This is a genomic window from Nonomuraea sp. NPDC049480, assembly GCF_044465905.1.
Classification (GTDB): Bacteria; Actinomycetota; Actinomycetes; order Streptosporangiales; family Streptosporangiaceae; genus Nonomuraea.
In genome coordinates, this window is record NZ_JBITMD010000005.1 from 290,479 (window position 1) to 307,680 (window position 17,202).

The 17,202-nt window shown below is 71.6% G+C and carries 13 protein-coding genes; 2 read left to right on the top strand and 11 right to left on the bottom strand.

Going from position 1 to position 17,202, the window contains the following annotated elements:
• Nucleotides 1–129: 129 nt before the first annotated feature.
• Nucleotides 130–1,440, top strand: coding sequence for a sugar phosphate nucleotidyltransferase (locus tag ACIBX3_RS17450; protein ID WP_397117968.1), 1,311 nt, complete (start codon nucleotides 130–132; stop codon nucleotides 1,438–1,440).
• On the opposite strand, the gene ACIBX3_RS17455 is transcribed toward ACIBX3_RS17450, so the two are convergent.
• The 3 genes from ACIBX3_RS17455 to ACIBX3_RS17465 all read right to left on the bottom strand — a co-directional run bounded on the left by ACIBX3_RS17455 (nucleotide 1,401) and on the right by ACIBX3_RS17465 (nucleotide 6,397).
• Complete coding sequence (locus tag ACIBX3_RS17455) at nucleotides 1,401–2,336, bottom strand: hypothetical protein (protein ID WP_397117970.1); 936 nt, start codon at nucleotides 2,334–2,336, stop codon at nucleotides 1,401–1,403. The genes ACIBX3_RS17450 and ACIBX3_RS17455 overlap by 40 nt on opposite strands.
• Before the next feature lie 144 nt (nucleotides 2,337–2,480).
• Entirely contained in the window at nucleotides 2,481–5,429 is a 2,949-nt protein-coding gene (locus tag ACIBX3_RS17460; RefSeq protein WP_397117972.1) for a type I polyketide synthase, read from the bottom strand.
• A 158-nt stretch (nucleotides 5,430–5,587) separates the two neighbouring features.
• Nucleotides 5,588–6,397 carry a helix-turn-helix transcriptional regulator gene (locus ACIBX3_RS17465; RefSeq protein WP_397117974.1) on the bottom strand — a complete coding sequence of 270 codons (810 nt, stop codon included), beginning with the start codon at nucleotides 6,395–6,397 and terminating at the stop codon, nucleotides 5,588–5,590.
• Nucleotides 6,398–6,566: 169 nt separating this feature from the next.
• On the opposite strand from ACIBX3_RS17465, the gene ACIBX3_RS17470 reads away from it, so the two are divergent.
• Entirely contained in the window at nucleotides 6,567–7,895 is a 1,329-nt protein-coding gene (locus ACIBX3_RS17470; RefSeq protein ID WP_397117976.1) for an ATP-binding protein, read from the top strand.
• A gap of 72 nt (nucleotides 7,896–7,967) precedes the next feature.
• On the opposite strand, the gene ACIBX3_RS17475 is transcribed toward ACIBX3_RS17470, so the two are convergent.
• The 8 genes from ACIBX3_RS17475 to ACIBX3_RS17510 are packed head-to-tail and all read right to left on the bottom strand — an operon-like array spanning nucleotide 7,968 to nucleotide 17,120.
• Nucleotides 7,968–9,197: a PP2C family protein-serine/threonine phosphatase gene (locus ACIBX3_RS17475; protein ID WP_397117978.1), complete on the bottom strand. Its 1,230-nt coding sequence runs from the start codon at nucleotides 9,195–9,197 to the stop codon at nucleotides 7,968–7,970.
• A complete protein-coding gene (locus tag ACIBX3_RS17480) occupies nucleotides 9,163–9,621 on the bottom strand; it encodes an ATP-binding protein (RefSeq protein ID WP_397118390.1) in 459 nt (152 codons plus the stop codon). Before ACIBX3_RS17480 ends, ACIBX3_RS17475 begins: the two co-directional genes overlap by 35 nt.
• Nucleotides 9,621–9,926, bottom strand: a complete 306-nt coding sequence (locus ACIBX3_RS17485) for an anti-sigma factor antagonist (RefSeq protein ID WP_397117980.1) — start codon at nucleotides 9,924–9,926, stop codon at nucleotides 9,621–9,623. The genes ACIBX3_RS17480 and ACIBX3_RS17485 overlap by 1 nt, the downstream gene beginning before the upstream one ends.
• Nucleotides 9,927–9,941: 15 nt before the next feature.
• Nucleotides 9,942–11,957 (bottom strand): glycogen debranching protein, encoded by a 2,016-nt coding sequence (locus ACIBX3_RS17490; RefSeq protein WP_397117982.1) that lies wholly within the window; start codon nucleotides 11,955–11,957, stop codon nucleotides 9,942–9,944.
• The gene (locus ACIBX3_RS17495) at nucleotides 11,954–12,295 is read right to left on the bottom strand and encodes an STAS domain-containing protein (RefSeq protein ID WP_397117984.1); all 342 of its coding nucleotides are present in this window, start codon (nucleotides 12,293–12,295) and stop codon (nucleotides 11,954–11,956) included. The genes ACIBX3_RS17490 and ACIBX3_RS17495 overlap by 4 nt, the downstream gene beginning before the upstream one ends.
• Nucleotide 12,296: 1 nt before the next feature.
• Nucleotides 12,297–14,693, bottom strand: a complete 2,397-nt coding sequence (locus ACIBX3_RS17500; protein WP_397117986.1) for an AGE family epimerase/isomerase — start codon at nucleotides 14,691–14,693, stop codon at nucleotides 12,297–12,299.
• A gap of 10 nt (nucleotides 14,694–14,703) precedes the next feature.
• The gene (locus ACIBX3_RS17505; RefSeq protein WP_397118392.1) at nucleotides 14,704–16,293 is read right to left on the bottom strand and encodes a thiamine pyrophosphate-binding protein; all 1,590 of its coding nucleotides are present in this window, start codon (nucleotides 16,291–16,293) and stop codon (nucleotides 14,704–14,706) included.
• Nucleotides 16,294–16,295: 2 nt separating this feature from the next.
• Complete coding sequence (locus ACIBX3_RS17510) at nucleotides 16,296–17,120, bottom strand: type 1 glutamine amidotransferase domain-containing protein (RefSeq protein ID WP_397117988.1); 825 nt, start codon at nucleotides 17,118–17,120, stop codon at nucleotides 16,296–16,298.
• Nucleotides 17,121–17,202: the final 82 nt, after the last annotated feature.

Below are 17,202 nucleotides of genomic sequence, written 5' to 3' on the forward strand. Positions count from 1 at the left end.
ACTTAACGGAGCCGTGACGCTTTTGTCGGACCGGGACCTGACGAAATCCCGGCGATCGGCGGCCGAAACCCGCTGCATCCCGGGGGCAGGTGGTACGAATGAATCACCGCTCGCTTTCTGGAGATTTCCATGCCTTCTCTCGCCGCCATCGCGTTGGCCGGAGGCCGTGGCCTCCGCGCCCGGCCGCTCACCCTGGAGGGTTCCGGCCACATACGCAGCAAAGCCGTCGTCTCTTTTCTGGGAAGACCGCTCATCGAATGGCTCGTCGCGGCTTTCCGCGACCAGGGAATAACGAGTTTCCACGTGGCCGCCAACGGCCGGGAGAATCGCTATCAGATCAAGGAGGCCCTGGGCTACGGCGAGCGGCTCGGGGTCTCGGTCCGCTATTCGCGGCCGAGTGCCGACCGGTTCAACACGGGCTCGGGGCAGGCCACGCTCCGCCTGATCCAGGAGCACGACCTGCGCGGCCACGCCGTCGTCTTCCCTACCGACTCCCTCTTCGAGTGCGACCTGGCGGGGCTGCTGCTCGACCACCTGGCGAGCGGGGCGGTCGTGACGGTTGGCATGGTCCACAGGACGGCGGACGAGGTGGCGGGCACCTATGGCACGCTGGTCGCCGACGGCTCCGGGCGCATCGAGCGGTTCGTCGAGAAACCGCCGCCGGCGGTCGTCGAGGTGCTGGCCGCCGACCCGGGGCGGGTGCCCATCAACGCCGGGCTCTACCTGGTCGACTGCGACAGGCTGCGCGAGCTGGGCGCCACCGGGGAACTGGCGGCGCTGGCCGGACGGGCCCTCGACTGGGGCGGTGACCTTCTGCCGTGGCTGGTCGCGCGCGGCCACCCGGTCATGTGCGCGCCCCTGGCCAAGGCTGGCGACCTGGGCAACCCGCGCGACTACCTGATCACCATGGCCGAGGCCCTGGCGGGCGGATACCCGAGCCTCCGGCTGCCGCGCGAGCCGGTGATCCACCCCTCCTCGCTGGAGCGGCGCGACGAGGTCAGCGGGCTGACGCTGGCCGAGAAGCTGGCGGGCGGGCTCGTCCACGTCGGCCCCGGCGCGTGGATCGGCAGGGACGTCGAGATCGGCCCGGGGGTCACGGTGCGCCACGCGTGCGTCGGCGACGAGGCCGACCTGCACCCCTGGTGCCGCCTGGAGCGGGTGGCCTGCCTGGACGGCGCGATCATCGGCCCCGGCGCCCGGCTCACCGACGCCCATGTGGGCGTGATGGCGCGGGTGGAGTCCTCGCTGGAGCGGCCGACGGTCGTCGACGGCTTCACCGCGCTCGGGCACGAGGTGCGGGTCATGGCGGGCGCCAGGCTCCGCGGCGTCATCGCCTATCCGGGCCTGACCGTGTGCGCCGGCGGCGCCGTGCCCGCCGGGACCAGGCTCACCGGCGAACGTCAGTCGCCGACGTCGTCCGGCTCGTCGACCCGGTCGTAAAGCAGCCGGGTCTCCATGGCGTAGGCGAGGGGCGCGTACCCGGTGCGCAGGTCCTGGAACACGGTCCACGCCTCCTGCGGGTCGCGCTCGGCCGGCAGCCCCGCCTCGCAGGCCAGCAACAGTGAGTCGGAGAAGTCGCGTTCCTCCCGCCCCTGCAGGCTCACCGGGATGGGCGGCAGCGTGATGCACATCCCGGCGGCCAGCCGGCGCATGCAGCGCGTCCCGGTCATGAGCAGGGCCTTGGTGTGCGCGGGGGCCCAGCTCGGCGCGAGCGCCTCGATGAGCGTCGCCACGTCCAGGACGATGACCGCCGCCTTGAGCCAGTCCAGATCGCCCGCGGGCCGGCGGAAGGTCAGCGCCGGGTGGGCGAGGTGGGAGTGCTCCACCTCGGTCATCCACCCCGTCCACTCGGCGAACAGAGTGTCGAGGTGGTCGCGCGAGCCGGTCTTGAGGTAGACCGCGAGCAGCGTCTCGGCGTCGCGCGGGTTGCACACGCTGCCCGCCAGCCTGGCCACCAGCCGCTCGCGCCGACTGTACGCGGCGGCCAGCCCCAGCAGGTACGTCGTGATGGCCGCCACCATCAGCAGCCTGGAGGCCCACTCGGCCTCGCGCAGCGGCGTGCCGTCCATCAGCGCGAACCCGGCGGAGGACACGCCGAGCCAGATCCCGGCCACGGTCAGGACGGCCAGCGGCCCGCACAGGTCGAGCAGCGGCTCGCGGACGGCCGGCGGGACCCGGCCGGCGGCCGCGAGCAGAGGGCTCGCGAAGATCCGCAGGACGCCGCGGACGAGCCGCGTCGGCCGGCCCCTGGGCGTGAACACGGTCAGCACCACGCTCAGCCAGACCACCGTCACGAGGACGGCGCCGGCCAGAGCTCCCACCACGGCTGTCACCATGCCACGTATCCTCCGGCTCCTGACACGAAGACCCAAGAATCAGTTAGTGCTAGTAGTCGGAATGCCACCTTCATATGAGCGGAAACGAGGCTCCGACGAACGCGGAGCCTCGTTTCCGGATATCGCTTTCCGAATGCGCTGACTTCACCCGGCCGGCGCCGCGCGTAACTCCGCGGTCAGGTCGAGCAGGGTACCCGGGCCGAGCAGACTGCGGACCGGCACGTCCACGCCCAGCTCCCGCCGCATCCGCTCGCGCAGCCTGGTGGCCAGCACGGAGTCCAGTCCGAACAGCGTGAGCGGCACGTCCAGCCCGATGTCGTGGCCGGGCACCGCCAGGACCTGCGCCGCCAGCTCGGCCACGCGCGCCGCCAGCTCGCCCTCGGGCATGCCCGCCGGATCCGGGCGTTCACCGGGTGGGGAGGCGGGCTCGCGGGCGGCCTCGGGCGGGAGCGCGGTCGTGGCGGCGCCGGGCCAGAAGCGCCGCCGCTGCCACGGGTAACCGGGCAGCCGGACGTACTCCGCGCCGGGGTGGACGCGGTCCCAACGGGGGCGGCAGCCCAGCACGTACGCCTGTCCGAGCGCGGTCGCCAGGGCGGCGGCGTCCTGCTCGTCGCGCCGCAGGCAGGGCACGACGGCCGCGGCCGCGCCCGCCGCCTCCACCTCGTCCTCCAGCGACGACTGCAGCACCGGGTGCGGGCTCATCTCGATGAACACCGTGGGCCGGTCGCCGGCGAGCGCGGCCCTGGCGGCGGAGGCGAAGCGGACCGGCAACCGGAGGTTCTCGAACCAGTAACCGGCGTCCAGCTCCGCGCCGCCGACGATCCGGTCCCACGCGCTGGAGTGGATCGGCACGGCGCAGGAGTCCGGCCTGATGCCGGACAACGCGTCCAGCAGCGCCTCGCGCACCGGCTCCACCTGCGGCGCGTGCGAGGCGTAGTCCACGTCCACCCGGCGGCAGAAGACGCCGCGGCGGCGCAGCGGCTCCACGACCCGCTCCAGCGCGGCGGGGTCGCCGGACAACACCGTGGAATGGCCGCTGTTGACCACCCCCACGCACACCCGTCCGGCGTGCTCGCCGATGGCCTGGCGGGCGGCCTCCTCACCGAGTCCCACCGCCCACATGGCTCCGGGCACGGGCAGCTCGCGCAGCAGCCGGCTTCTCCTGGCCACCACGGCGGCGCCGTCGGCCACGCTGAGCGCGCCCGCGGTGACGGCCGCGGCGATCTCGCCCATGCTGTGGCCGATGAGCAGGTCGGGCTCGATGCCCCACTCGCGCCAGACGGCGGCCAGCGCCACCTGCATCGCCCACAGGGTCGGCTGGATCTCGTCCACGCGCGACAGCCGCTCCCCGCGCAGCAGGACGTCCACGGGCGACCAGCCGAGCTCCGCCTCCACCGCCTGCGCGCACGGCTGCAGGTGACGGGCGAAGGCGGGCTCGGCCGCGAGGAGCTGCCGGCCCATGCCGGCCCACTGGCCGCCCTGGCCGGGGAAGACGAACACGACTTTCGGCTGCCTGGTCACGCGGCGCCCGCCCGCGAGCGTGCTCTGGCCGCTCTCGCGGAATTCACGCAGGCAGGCGGCCAGGGACCGCGCGTCCCGGCCGACCGCGGCCAGCCGGTACTCGTGGTGGGAGCGCCTGTCGCCCGCGCTGAAGCACACGTCGCCCAGGTCCGGCCCAGTGCCGAGGAAGCCGGCGTACGCGTCTGCGAGCGCGTCGAGCGCCTGGGGGTCCCTGGCCGAGAGCGGCAGGACGTAGCTCGCCCGGGCGGGCGCCGGCCGCGGTGCCGCGGCACGCGCGTCCGGGCGCGGAGCCTCGGAGAGGACCACGTGGATGTTGGCCCCCGACATGCCGAACGAGTTGACGCCCGCCAGGGCGGGCCCCTCCCGCTCCGGCCATTCGCGCCCGCGCAGCGCGAGCTCGACGGCGGCGTCCGGCCGGCGCACGACGGCGTGCGGCTCCGCCACGTGCAGGGTCGGGGGGATGGTCCGGTGCCGCAGCGCCAGGGCCGTCTTGAGCAGCCCCGCGAGCCCCGACACGAACTCGGTGTGCCCGATGTTGGACTTGACCGACCCGACCAGACAGCGCCGTCCGGGATCCCGGCCCTCCCGCATGACCGCGTCCAGCGCGGCCAGCTCAGTGGGGTCGCCGACGTGGGTGCCCGGCCCGTGCGCCTCGACGTAGTCGACGTCGCCGGGCGAGACCCCGGCGTCGGCGTACGCGCTGCGCAGCATCGTCTCGTGCCCCTCCAGCCCGGGGGCGACCATGGAACCACCGGTACGCCCGTCATGGGTGGCGGCGCTGCCCAGGATCACCGCGTAGGGGCGGTCACCGTCGGCCACGGCCCGCGACAGCGGCTTGAGCATGACGGCCACCACGCCCTCGCTGCGGACGTAGCCGTCTCCCGACACGTCGCCGAACCGGCACCGCCCCGAGCTCGACAACACCCCGGCGTCGGCGAGAGAGAAGTACAGGTCGGGCACGATCTGCAGGTTGGCGCCGCCGACGATGGCCAGATCGATCTCGCCCGACCACAACGCCCGGCAGGCCACGTGCACCGCCAGCAGCGACGTCGCGCACGCGGCCTCCACGCCCATGCTGGGGCCGCGCAGATCGAGCCGGGTGGAGACGCGGCCGGGGAAGATGCCGCTGACGGCCGCCCCGAGCGCGGCGTGCATGTCGTACATCCCCGAGCGGCGCAGCAGGTCCCAGTACCCCGAGGGCAGCAGGCTCGTGTAGACCCCCGTGGCGCTCCCGGCCAGGCTCTCGGCCGGGATGCCGGCGTCGTCCAGCGCCTCCCAGATGACCTCCAGCAGGACCCGCTGCTGCGGGTCCATCCGCAGGGCCTCGAACGGCGTGACGCGGAAGAAGCGTGCGTCGAAGCCCGCGATGTCGTCCAGGTAGCCGCCCGCGCCCTCCAGGACATCCGGCCTGCGGCGGCCAGGGGCCGTGTCCAGCTCGAACCTCTCCCGGGGGATGACGCCGACCACGTCCCGGCCCTCACTGACGATCCCCCAGAGGGCGTCCGGGCTCTGCGCGCCGGGCAGCCGGCACGCGGCGCCGACAATGGCGATGGGATCTCGCCCGCGATTCACGTGCATGAGTCCCCGTTTCCCCTCCGCGCCCGGGGCATCGGAAATTTACGATGCCCCGGGCGCCCTCGTTGATTGGCTCCACGACATCACCTAAGGTCCGGATCGGGCAGGTGGGTGTCAATTAATAGATGACGAAATACCGGCGCGTGAAAATCGAGCTATTCTGCCGCGTGCGCCGGGAAATGGATGACGAGCCCGACGAGCGGCTCGTCCGGGGTGACCATGAGGGCCATGCGCAGCGTCTGCAGGCCCAGCCGGGGGTGCCGGAAGCGGCGCGTGAGGGTGCGGTGCTCCTGCACGTCGTGCCGCCGCCATAGGCTGGCGAACAGCGGGCTCAGCCGGGTGAACTCGGCGATCTTCTCCGTCAGGCGTTCGTCGTGCGGCCACTTGGCCAGCTCCGAACGCCACCGGGCGACGACGTCGCGCGTGACGTGCTCCCAGTCGGGCAGCCGCTCCTTGGCCTTCGGCGCGAGCAGCAGCCACCGCAACATGTTGCGGTGGTCGGGGGAGTATTTGCCCCAGTCGTCGTACCACTCGGTGGCCGCCTCGTTCCAGGCCGTCAGGTCGCAGTGGATGTCGGTGGCGTAGACGGGGTATTCGATGCCGTTCATCATGCTGACCAGCGGGCGCATCACGTCGCCGGTCCATTTCTGCCCGTCGAGCGGCTGCGGGTTGATCACCTGGCCGTGCACGAGCGTGTGGATGTAGCGGCGCTCGTCCTCGCTGAGGTCGAGCACCCTGGCCAGGCTGTCGAGCACCTGAACCGAGGGTTTGATGTCACGGCCCTGTTCGAGGTAGGTGTACCAGGTCGGGCTGAGGCCGGCGAGGACCGCCACCTCCTCGCGTCGCAACCCCTTCGTCCGGCGTCCCCCGCCCTCGGGAAGGCCCACGTGCCCTGGCATGACCCGTGCTCGTCTGCTTCGCAAGAACCGGGCGAGCTCCTGCCGACTCCAGCCGTCGCCTGACACAGCCCCCCCTGGTTGACCCCGCTGCGGCAGCAGATCCGACAGTTTGTGCCGAGTCTATGGGCCTTGGCGGACATTTGTCACGAGAAGCTGATTTCGTCAATTTGGCATTGACATTACGGCGTTGTACCAAAAGCATGAATTTTGAAGATGATTGTGAGGGATGAATGGCATGAAGTGGCATTTCGTTGGGCGCAGCGAGCAGCTCGCCACAATTCGGTTAGCCCTCGGAGCCGCCGGCCGCGGTCCGATTATCGTCACCGGGGAGCCGGGCGTCGGGCGTACCCGGCTGGCCGAGCACGTGCTCGAATCGCCGGAGGCGGCGGCGTACGAGATCGTCCGGCTGCGCGCTGGGGACAGCCCGGGCGACATCGCCGCCCGCGTGCGAGCGGCCGCGGGCGGGCGCCCGTTGCTGCTGTTCATGGACGACGCGCAGGCGGGCGACGACGCGAGGCTGCTGGCGCTGCGCGCGGCCGCCGAATCCGCCCCGCGCGCCAGGGCGCTGGTCACCACGCTGTCGGGGCCCGCGGCACGGCGCCCGGATCCGGTGGACTGCCTGCGGTTCGAGCCGGGCGCGCACATCGTCGAGGTGCCCCCGCTCACGGCCGGGGAGATGAGCGCCCTGCTGAGCGGGCTGGCCGGCGGGCACGTACGGCAGGCCACCGCCGAGGCCCTGCACGCGGCGACCGGCGGAAACCCCGGCCTGCTGCACGAGTTCCTGGTGGGGCGCGGGCTGACCGAGCGCCTGACCCGCGGAGCCGCCGGGTGGGAGTTCCAGTGCGCCACCGAGTGGCCGCACGCGGCCGAGCCCGCCGGGGCCACCCCGCACCTGGTGCGGGCGACGTGGGAGGCGTGGGCGGGGCTGGCCTTCGACCGGGCCTTCGAGCTGTGCAAGGCGGCCGCCTGGTGTGGCGAGGGGCACACCGTCTCCGTGCCGCTGGCCCACCTGCTGCTGCTGCGTGGCAGGGGTCGCGACAGCATGTCGTTCCTGGACTCGCTGCCCGACGGGGAGGTGGAGAGCACGCCGCACCTGGTGCTCGCCCGCGCCGTCAACCTCGCCTGCGGGCAGGGGCGGCCGGAGGCCGCCGCCGACTTCCTGCTGCGTACCGCCGTCTCCGGCGGGTCCCGGCCGCGGCCGCTGCTGCTCGCCTACCGGGCGTGGATCCTGGCGCTGACCGGCCGGTCGGCGGGGGACGCGGGCGCGATCGAGCGGCCGGACCGGGAGACGGCCCTGTTCGTGCATGCGGCGCAGGCCATGGCGACCCTCCGGACGCGGCCTCACGAGGCGGTCTTCTACCTGCGCCGCGCGCTCGCGCTGACCGCCGGGGGAGTGGAAGCGGGGCCGCCCTGGTTGCCGCCGCATCTGACGGCATGCCTGATCGACGCGCTGCTGCTGGCCGGCCGGGCGGGCGAGGCGACGTTGCTGGCGGCCGGATTCCACCGGGGCGAGCCGGGCTCGGGCTGGGACGTGGCCGTCGCGATGTCGATGGTCGCCGCCTGAAGCCGGGCCCGTGCGGGGCGGCCTTCGTCCGGGAGGCCGCTCCATGGCGCGGCGTTCGTCTGGGTGGCGGCGTCAGGCGGGGTTCCTGCTCAGCGCCAGGGTCGTGATGTCGTCGGACTGCTCCGCCGTGCCCACGAAGTCCCGCACCGCCGTGTCCACCGCCGCGAGCAGGTCCTGCGCGTGCGCCCCCGCCCCGGCCAGCACCTCCTGGAGGCGGGCCGTGCCGTACAGGTCGTGCGCGGTGTTCCTGGCCTCGACGACGCCGTCGGTGTAGGCGAACAACGCGTCGCCCGGGCGGAGCTGCACGTGTCCCAGTGTGTACGAGCTGTCGGCCAGGATCCCGACCGCGGGCCCCGTCGGCGGCAGCAACGTCTGCCGCCCGTCGGCGCGTACCATGATCGGCGGATTGTGCCCCCCGTTGATGTAGACGAGATCCCCGGAGCACGGATCCAGCACCCCGAAGAACATCGTGGCGAAGTACGCCTGCTTCAGATGGTTGCGGGCCATGTACCGGTTGGTCCCCACCACCGCCTGGATGAGCGGCCCGGCGCCCAGCGACAGCAGCGGCAGCGCGCCGTCACCCGTGGAGCCGTTCAGCGCCAGGGCGGCCTCGTCGCCGACGTCCTGGACCAGCCCGGTGTGCTCGGCCGTGTGCCGTAGCAGCGTCCTGATCAAGGCCATGAACAGCGCCGCGCCCACGCCCTTGTCACACACGTCGGCCACCACCAGCGCCAGCCGGCGCCCGTTCACGATCGTGAACACGTCGTAGAAGTCGCCCGCCACCTGCCGGGCCGGGCGGAAGCTGGCGGCGATCTCCCAGCCGTCCAGCAGGGGCATCGACTCCGGCAGGAACCCTGCTTGGATGTCGCGGGCGATGCGCAGCTCCCGCTCGTACTCGCGCAGGCTGGCCAGCGCCGCCATCTCCTCGACCGCGGTGCTCAGCTGCCACCGCTCCCAGCAGGAGTTGGCCCTGCTGCGCAGCAGGCTGGGCAGGAACGGGCGGGTCACGAAGTCGAACCCGCCGCGCACGCACTCCTCCAGCGCGCCGAGGTCGTCGTCGGGGAAGGCCACGATGGTGGGCATCCGCCCGTCGATCAGGAACCGCTGGCTCACCAGCGCCATCCGCTGCAGCCCGAGCGCCGCCGAGATCAGCAGCAGATCGGGGTGGGGATGGCGCAGGACCAGGTCGTCCGGGATAACGTGCGCGACCTCGAAGCCCTCCTGGCGCAGTGCGCCGTCGAGTTCGAGCACCGCCGGGGACGCGGGGTTAGCCGGTTCGGCGACCACCAGGGCCGTCGGCATTCGAGCCTCCAATCAAACGCATGATCAGGATGTTGCGGTTGCGGCCGCCGACGTACTCGTAGCGGAATTCGTCGACCTTGCCCATGGCCAGGAGCAGTCCGTAACCGCCTTCGTCGCGCTGCCCGGGCGGCAGCGCCAGCCGCGGCGCGGGGTCGTAGCCGGCGGGGTCGAACGGCGGCGCGTCGTCCTCGATGCTGACGCGCAGCCGGTCGTGCTCGATCTCACCGGCCAGGTCCACGACACCCGCTCCGCCGCGGTAGCCGTGCTGGACGATGTTCGTGGTGATCTCGTCGGTGGCCAGCCGCAGCCAGTAGGCCTGCCGGGAGGTCAGCCCCGCCTCGTCTGCCAGCGCCTCGATGAAATCGGCCACCACGCCCGGCAGGGACGTGTGCTGAACGTCGATCTTGAGCCGGCAGGCGAGCATCACCGCATCACGATGCTGCGGTCGAAGCCGGTGAGCCGGATCGTCTCCGCGACCTCCGGATTGGTCCCCACCAGCATGATCTCCGAGCCGCGTGGCAGCTTCTGGTGCGCGAACACCAGGCAGCGCACGCCCGCCGACGACATGTACGTCAGCTCGTCGAGCAGCAGGACCAGCTTGCCCACCTGCCGCCCCACGGCCTGCGTCACGAGGTCGTTGAGCTCGGGCGCGGAGCTGCCGTCGAGCTCGCCGGCCAGCCGGATCGTGGCGGTGTCGCCCTCCACGTTCATCTTCATCTTGAAAGCCATGACTGTTTCCCTTCGCTAGTGCGTGACCAGGATCGCGACGCTTCTGGGACCGGCGACCAGCTGTGACTGGTTCGCCAGCGGCGGCTCGGCGCCCGGCTCGAAGGCGTCCATCGGCGGGGCGGCGGCGGTGTCGGCGAACAGATGCCAGGTCTGCCCGCGTGGCGGCTCGGGGAGCTCGAGCGCGTGCGGCTCCCAGTGGGCGTTGGCGACGACGTACACGCAGTCGTCCCCGCCCCCGTCGAACATCGCGGCCAGCACCCGGGAGTGCGCCGACCAGTCCGGCGACCAGGCGCGCACGCCGTGCCAGTGCACCGAGGCGGGCGAGCCGCCCCGCAGCACCGGGTGCGCGCGCCGGAAGGCGGTGGCGCGCCGGGTGAAGCGGAAAAGGTCGGCGTTCTCCTCCAGCAACCGCCAGTCGAGCCACGTCAGCGGCCCGTCGTGGCAGTAGGCGTTGTTGTTGCCGCGCTGCGTGCGCCCGATCTCGTCACCGGCGAGCAGCATCGGCACGCCCCTGCTGGACAGCAGGAGCAGCAGCGCGTTGCGCTGCTGCCGGGCGCGGAGGGCCAGCACCGCGGGGTCGTCCGTCTCGCCCTCGCGCCCGCAGTTCCACGAGTGGTTGGCGTCGTCGCCGTCCCTGTTGCCCTCGCCGTTGGCCTCGTTGTGCTTGTGGTCGTACGAGACCAGGTCGCGCAGCGTGAACCCGTCGTGCGAGGTGACGAAGTTGACCGTGGCCGCCGTGCCGCGGCGGCTGTACATGTCTGGGGAGCCCACCATGCGGGTGGCCAGCTCCCCGGTGACGCCGAGGTCGCCCTTGACGAACCTGCGGACCGTGTCACGGTAACGGCCGTTCCACTCCGACCACCTGCTGTAGTGCGGGAAGCTGCCCACCTGGTAGAGCCCGGCCGCGTCCCACGCTTCGGCGATCAGCTTGCGGTCGCGCAGGATCGGGTCGTAGGCCAGCGACTCCAGCAGCGGCGGATTGTGCAGCAGCTCGCCGTCGGGACCCCGCCCGAGTATCGCCGCCAGATCGAACCTGAACCCGTCCACGTGGCACTCGGCCGCCCAGTAACGCAGGCAGTCGAGCACGAACCCGCGCACCACGGGATGGTTGCAGTTGAGCGTGTTCCCGGTGCCGCTGAAGTTGTAGTAGTGCCCGTCCGGCGTGAGCATGTAGTAGGTGGCGTTGTCCAGACCCTTGAAGCTGATCGCCGGCCCGCGCTCGTCGCCCTCCGCCGTGTGGTTGAACACCACGTCGATCAGCACCTCGATGCCCGCCCGGTGCAGCTCCTTGACCATGTGCTTGAACTCGTCGACCTGCATGTGGTCCCGGCCGGTGGCCGCGTAGGAGGCCTTGGGCGCGAAAAACCCGATCGGGCTGTAGCCCCAGTAGTTGACTCCCGTGAACACGTTGTCGGTCTCGTCGAACTCGAACACCGGCATCAGCTCGACGCAGTTGACCCCCAGCTCCTTCAGGTACGGGATCTTCTCCACCAGCCCCGCGTACGTGCCGGGCGCCGACACCCCCGAGGACGGATGCCTGGTGAACCCGCGCACGTGCAGCTCGTAGATCACGAGGTCCTCGTGCGCCAGATGCGGCGGGCGGTCGTCCTCCCAGTCGAAGTCGTCGAGCGCGACCCGCGAGCGGTGCCGGTACGGGCCATGGCCGGTCAGCATCCTGGCGTACGGGTCGCTGAGCACGACGGACGGGTCGAAGCGGTGGCCCTGCCACGGCACGTGCGGGCCGTCCACGCGGTAGCCGTACTCCAGGCTCTCGGCGTCGAGGCCGAACACGGTCATCGCGTAGACGCTGCCCACCCGGAACGCCTCAGGGAAGGGCAGCTCGGCCATCGGCTCGGGCTCCCCCTCCCGGTAGAGCACCAGCGTCACCGAGGTGGCGTGGTTGGAGTAGACGGAGAAGTTGACGCCCCCGGGCACCCGCGTGGCGCCGAACGGCAGCGACCGCCCCGCGCGCACGGGGAACCCGGCGATCCGCTGCGTGGGGTAGGCGTCGATCGGCTCCAGGATCGTCATACGGTCAATGCCTCCACACCTTCCTCGACCGACTCCACCACGGTGAAGAAGCCGAGGAACCCCGTCGCGTCCATGATCGTCCGCACGTCGGGCGAGAGCCCGGTCAGCACCAGGCGGACCGCGCTGCTCTGGGCCTGCCGGTAGACCAGCAGCAGCACCCGCAGGCCGGCGCTGGACATGTACGCGGTGCGGCTCAGATCCAGCACGACCAGGCCCTCCTCGGGGAAGAGAGCCCGCAGGTCCTGCTGGACCCTGGGCGCGGTCTCGCTGTCCAGACGGCCGTCCATGCTGATGACGGTGACCCCGCCGCGCGGCTCTTTCCGCAGTCGCATGGTCATGTCATTCCTCCACCGGCGCGAGGTGGGCGCGCACAGTCACCGGCGACGCCGAGTCGGGCAGCTTCACCGTCATCGCCGCCGCGTCGAACAGCTGGTACGGCGCCCCGTCCACCTCCACCCACTCCAGCCGCACCCGGCCGGGCGGCAGCGCGTCGGGCGCGACCCGCAGCACCCGGTCGGTGAACCCATCGGGCCGCGGCCGGAACCACAGCGTCAGCGGCTGCCTGTCGAGCAGCAGCCGCTGGTAGACGGTCGCCAGGAAGCACAGCTCGGCCGCGTGACACATGCTCATCGAGTGGCTGCCCTTGAACCGCTCGGTGCCGAGCAGGTACGGGTGCCCGTCGGCGAGCACGTTGAAGTAGACGCCGCCCTCGTCGTGGTCGAGGAAGAAGGCGCTGTAGAAGGCGGCCGACTCGCGCGCCCGGCGCAGGAACTCCTCCTCGCCGCCGATTCCGGCCAGGATCTGGTAGGCGAGGATCGCCTGCTCCTGCTGCCACCAGGCCTTCCTGTCGTGCCAGACGAACCGGTGCACGTGCTGGCCGGGCGCGAGCCTGCGCTCGACCACGTCGTACCAGCCGCCGCGCTGCGGGTCGCTGCCGAGGGCCGGCATCTTCTCGCCGATCTCGGTGGCCAGCGCCCGGTAGCGCTCCTTGGGCCGGATCGACATCATCCGCATGAGGTTCCAGGCGATCTTGAGGTTGTGGCCCACGACCGCCCGGTCCTGCTGCCAGTGCCAGGTGGTGTCCGGCGTCCAGTCGGCGTGGAAGCGCTCCTGGACGTACGGGCTGTCCTTCCTGGGCATGTGCCGGACGATGAGGTCGAACGTCTCCTCCAGCATGTCGGCGTGCCGCTCGTCGCCGGTCGCCAGGAACAGGTTGATCAGGTAGGCGGGCGCGTGGTCGCCGACGGAGTTCCAGTTCTTCCGCGACCGGTTCGGGCCCAGCGACTCGTGGTGCGGGCTGAGCAGGATCGGGTCGATGTGGGAGAAGTAGCCGCCCTGCTCGGGGTCGTGGAAGAACTTGGCGAACAGCCGCAACGTGCCGTCGATGTCGGCGGCGATGCGCGGGTCGCCGGTCAGCCGGTAGAGCTGGGTGGGGCCGGCCAGGGCGTAGATCTGCTCGTACATCGGGATCGCGTCGTAGTCGTCGCCGAACTCCGAGGTGAACAGCTTGCGCTCGGCCCCGTCGCGCACGTCGATGCCGTGGTACCAGTACACGACGTCCTCGTCGCGGTCCACGAAGCGCATGTGCTCGCGCAGGTAGGCGGCGCCCTGCTCGGCCACCTCCAGGAAGTCCTCCTCGCCGGTGAGCATGTACGCCGACGACATGCCGTAGACCATCCGGGAGATCGTGTCGGTCTCCTGGACGTACTGGTCGGCCTTCTCACCGCCGAGCCGCAGCATGGTCCGGTAGGCGGAGTAGTCGATCGGCCCGTCGGCCCCGAACTGCGCCTTGCGGTAGAAGCGGCCCAGCTCACGGATTTGCTTGACCCACCAGTCGGGCTGCTCGAAGGCGTACTGTCCGGGCTGCCGGCCCAGGAACGTCAGCGCCTTGGCCTCGACCGTGTAGGCGCCGTTCTCGTGGTAGAAGATCCCCTTGACGAACACGTAGCCGCCCGGCGCGAGCAACTGCTCCAGGTGCGCCGAGGCGTCCAGGTACGGCTCTGCCAGGTTGCGGACGAACTCGGCGGAGGTGGTGCCGGTGAGGCGCACCCGCATCGGCCGCCCGTCGTTGGTGCGCAGCCTGATCTCGCCGTGCTCGAATCCGGTGACGTAGCCGGCCACCAGGTCGGAGAAGGTGAAGTCGGGCCGGTAGACGGTCTCGGTGCTCCGGTCGGCCGCCACCAGGTCGATGATCATGCGGGCGAAGGCGGCGCAGTGGTCGGCGGTCCGGCCGGTCACGAGGTCACGGTCCACCACGACGTCCTGGTCGGTGTAGACCGCCCCCATGTTGCGCGCGTCCGCGATCAGGTTGTTGTGGCAGGTCACCCGCCGGCCCTTGACGGCCTCGGCGATGGGTGCGGCCAGCCAGAGACCGTGGCAGATGATCCCCTTGACGATCCTCGGGTCGGCGAAGGCGTCCTTCAGCAGCCGCACGGCGGGGGCGAGCCCGTGGACGTCCTCGGTGTAACGCAACCGGTCCGACACCATGCCGGACGGCACGATCAGCACGTCGATCCCGCTCAGGTCGGCGCGTTCCAGATCGCCGGTCACGGTGAACGGCATCTTGTACTCGTGGCCGTGGAAGGTGAGCGAGTCGTGGCCCCACAACCGGGTGAGGAACTCGACCCGCGCCCCCTCCTCGGCGAAGCGCCGCTGGTAGTAGTGCAGCTCATGCTCGACGAAGTCGCTCTCCATCAGGATGGCGACGGTGCGCCCGGCCAGTCGCTTCTCACGCACGATGTACCTCTCAGGTGGTAATCAGATCGACGAGGAACGGGCCCGGCGCCGCCAGCATGCGCTGGACCGCCGCCTCCACCTGGGCGGGCTTGCTCACCTTGACGCCGGGGACTCCCAGGCTCGCGGCCAGCCGCACGAAGTCGATCTCGGGGTGGGACAGGTCGAAGCCCTCGGGATGGGGGTGCGGGGCGATGCCGCGCTCGCGCCAGTACTGTTCGAGGTTGTCGTCGAGCAGCTGGTAGCGGCGGTTGTCGCAGATCACGAACCGGGCGGCGACGCCGTACCTGACGGCGCTCCACAGGGCTTGGATGGTGTACATGCTGCCGCCGTCGCCGGTGAAGGCCACCACTTCGGCCTCGGGGCGGGCCAGCTTGATCCCGATAGCGCCGGGGATGCCGACGCCCAGCGAGCCGCCCCGGGTCTGGAAGTAGGTGCCCGGCCGGCGCGGCGGCAGCCGCCTGAGCAACGCGGGGGAGGCGGTCAGCGCCTCGTCGAAGACCACCAGGCCCTCGGGGGCCCGGGCGGCCAGCTCGGCGGCGAACAGGTCCATCATCGTCTCGCCGTACGGCTCGGCGGGCTCGCGGGCGGGCGCGGGGCGGGCCGGGCCGAGCACGCCGGCCAGCGCCGCGAGGGTCGGCTTCGGGTCGGCGACGAGCGCGACGTCGGCCGGGAAGTTCTTGGCGATCTCGTAGTCGTCCAGGTCGACGTGGACGATCGCCGCGTCCTCCTCGAAGGGGCCGGCCAGCAGCGGGAACACCTCCGGGAAGAGGTACGTCCCGACGACCAGCGCGGCGTCGTGGCCGGCCAGCGCGGCGGCGCTGTGCTCGCCGAACATGTGCCCGAGGTCCCCCCGGTAGAGCGGGTGGGTGGTGTCGATGGTCAGCTCCGAGGAGTTCACCGTCCACACCGGGGCGCCGAGCGCCTCGGCCGTCCTGGCCAGCTCCTCCTGCGCGCCCGACACCGCGACCCCGTCGCCGGCCAGCACCACCGGCCGCCGGGCGGCCCGCAGCGCGGCCGCGGCCCGCTCCAGTTCCTCCGGCACCGGCAGCGTGGCCCGGCTGGGGATCGTGCTGGGCACGGCGGGCTCGTCGGTGTCCTCGTCAAGCACGTCCATCGGCAGGGCCACGAAGACCGGCCCGCGCGGCGGCGTCATCGCCGTCTTGACCGCGCGGCGCAGCACCCGCAGCACCGAGCCGGGGTGGGTCACCCTGGTCGCGTACTTGGTCACCGGGCGGGCCATCGCCACCAGGTCCACCGCCATCTGGCCGTCCATCGCCTCGTACCGCACCCCGGCCTCGCCGGCGATCACCACCAGCGGCGAGTGGCCGCGCTTGGCCTGGTAGAGCAGGCCGACGCCGTTGCCGAGGCCGACCCCGCTGTGCAGCTGGACCAGCGCGGGGCCGCCGGTGGCGCGGGCGTAGCCGTCGGCGATGCCGACCGCCGCGGACTCCTGCAGGGCCAGCACGTACCTGAAGCCCGGTGTCTCCTCCAGCACGTCGAGGAAGCCCTGCTCCACGGTGCCCGGGTTGCCGAACATCACCGTGAGGCCGTCGGCCGCGAACTGCTCGAAGATCGCCTTCTTGGCGGGGCGGGGGTCCATGGTCACCAGCCGTAGCGGCGCAGGCCGGACTCGAGCACCTCGACCAGCTTCTCGCCGGACAGGTACGAGTCCGGGGTCGACCGGCCCGTCACGAACGGATAGTCCACGATCACCGACGTCTCCTTGCCCACGTTGCCGTGGTAGCGGCCGCCGGGCGCGGTGGCGTCGCGCAGGATGTACTCCAGCGGGTACGGCGGCGGCCCCATGTTGAAGTCGACGCCGAGGAAGCCGGTGCCGTCCTTGTAGTCGTACTCCTTGCAGTGGCCGGTCACGTGCTTGCCCCGCAGGATGCTCACGCGGTCCTCCCAGTCGCGGGCGAAGGCCAGGCAGGCGATGCCGTAGCACTCGGCCAGCACCGGCTTGTCCGCCCGTACGAAGGCGAGGATCAGGTCGTGCACCCGCCCGTTGTTGGCCAGGTCCACGATCGGGCCGCTGCCGCCGACGATGACCAGGGCGTCGTATTCCGCGATGTCCCGGTCCAGCCGGCCGAGCTCCCGGTAGTAGGCCTCGACCTTGCGGAGGTATCCGTCCTCGCTGTTGTAGGGCCGCTCGGGAATCCAGTCGGCCAGGCTGATCGGGGCGTCCAGCCGGTCCGATTCGTCCAGCCGCCTGGCGGCAACCGCCACCTCGGGCGTGGTCACCGAACGGCCCAGTGGCGGGTCGACATACCCCGGGTCGAGGCTGGGCGGCAGCGCCCGCGCCCGCTTGCCCGTGGGGGTGGCGAACACGCTCCGGTAGCCCTGCCGGTCGAAGGCGGCCAGCGGGCCGACGAGCTCTTCTCCCCAATATCCGTACTCGGAGAGAACAATAAGAATGGTGCGCGTCATGCGTTAATTGGAGCAACGGGCGGGATTCGCGGACAAGGCCGGCCCGGCTATTCCGTCAAGTCAATGAAATTCTCCCGCACTT

Excerpts from the sequence above, each read along its gene's own strand:
- ACIBX3_RS17505 (WP_397118392.1), bottom strand. The coding sequence starts at position 16,293 with ATGGACCCCCGCCCCGCCAAGAAGGCGATCTTCGAGCAGTTCGCGGCC.
- ACIBX3_RS17475 (WP_397117978.1), bottom strand. The coding sequence starts at position 9,197 with ATGCCGACGGCCCTGGTGGTCGCCGAACCGGCTAACCCCGCGTCCCCG.
- ACIBX3_RS17450 (WP_397117968.1), top strand. The coding sequence starts at position 130 with ATGCCTTCTCTCGCCGCCATCGCGTTGGCCGGAGGCCGTGGCCTCCGC.
- ACIBX3_RS17485 (WP_397117980.1), bottom strand. The coding sequence starts at position 9,926 with ATGGCTTTCAAGATGAAGATGAACGTGGAGGGCGACACCGCCACGATC.
- ACIBX3_RS17510 (WP_397117988.1), bottom strand. The coding sequence starts at position 17,120 with ATGACGCGCACCATTCTTATTGTTCTCTCCGAGTACGGATATTGGGGA.
- ACIBX3_RS17470 (WP_397117976.1), top strand. The coding sequence starts at position 6,567 with ATGAAGTGGCATTTCGTTGGGCGCAGCGAGCAGCTCGCCACAATTCGG.
- ACIBX3_RS17480 (WP_397118390.1), bottom strand. The coding sequence starts at position 9,621 with ATGCTCGCCTGCCGGCTCAAGATCGACGTTCAGCACACGTCCCTGCCG.
- ACIBX3_RS17495 (WP_397117984.1), bottom strand. The coding sequence starts at position 12,295 with ATGACCATGCGACTGCGGAAAGAGCCGCGCGGCGGGGTCACCGTCATC.
- ACIBX3_RS17490 (WP_397117982.1), bottom strand. The coding sequence starts at position 11,957 with ATGACGATCCTGGAGCCGATCGACGCCTACCCCACGCAGCGGATCGCC.
- ACIBX3_RS17455 (WP_397117970.1), bottom strand. The coding sequence starts at position 2,336 with ATGGTGACAGCCGTGGTGGGAGCTCTGGCCGGCGCCGTCCTCGTGACG.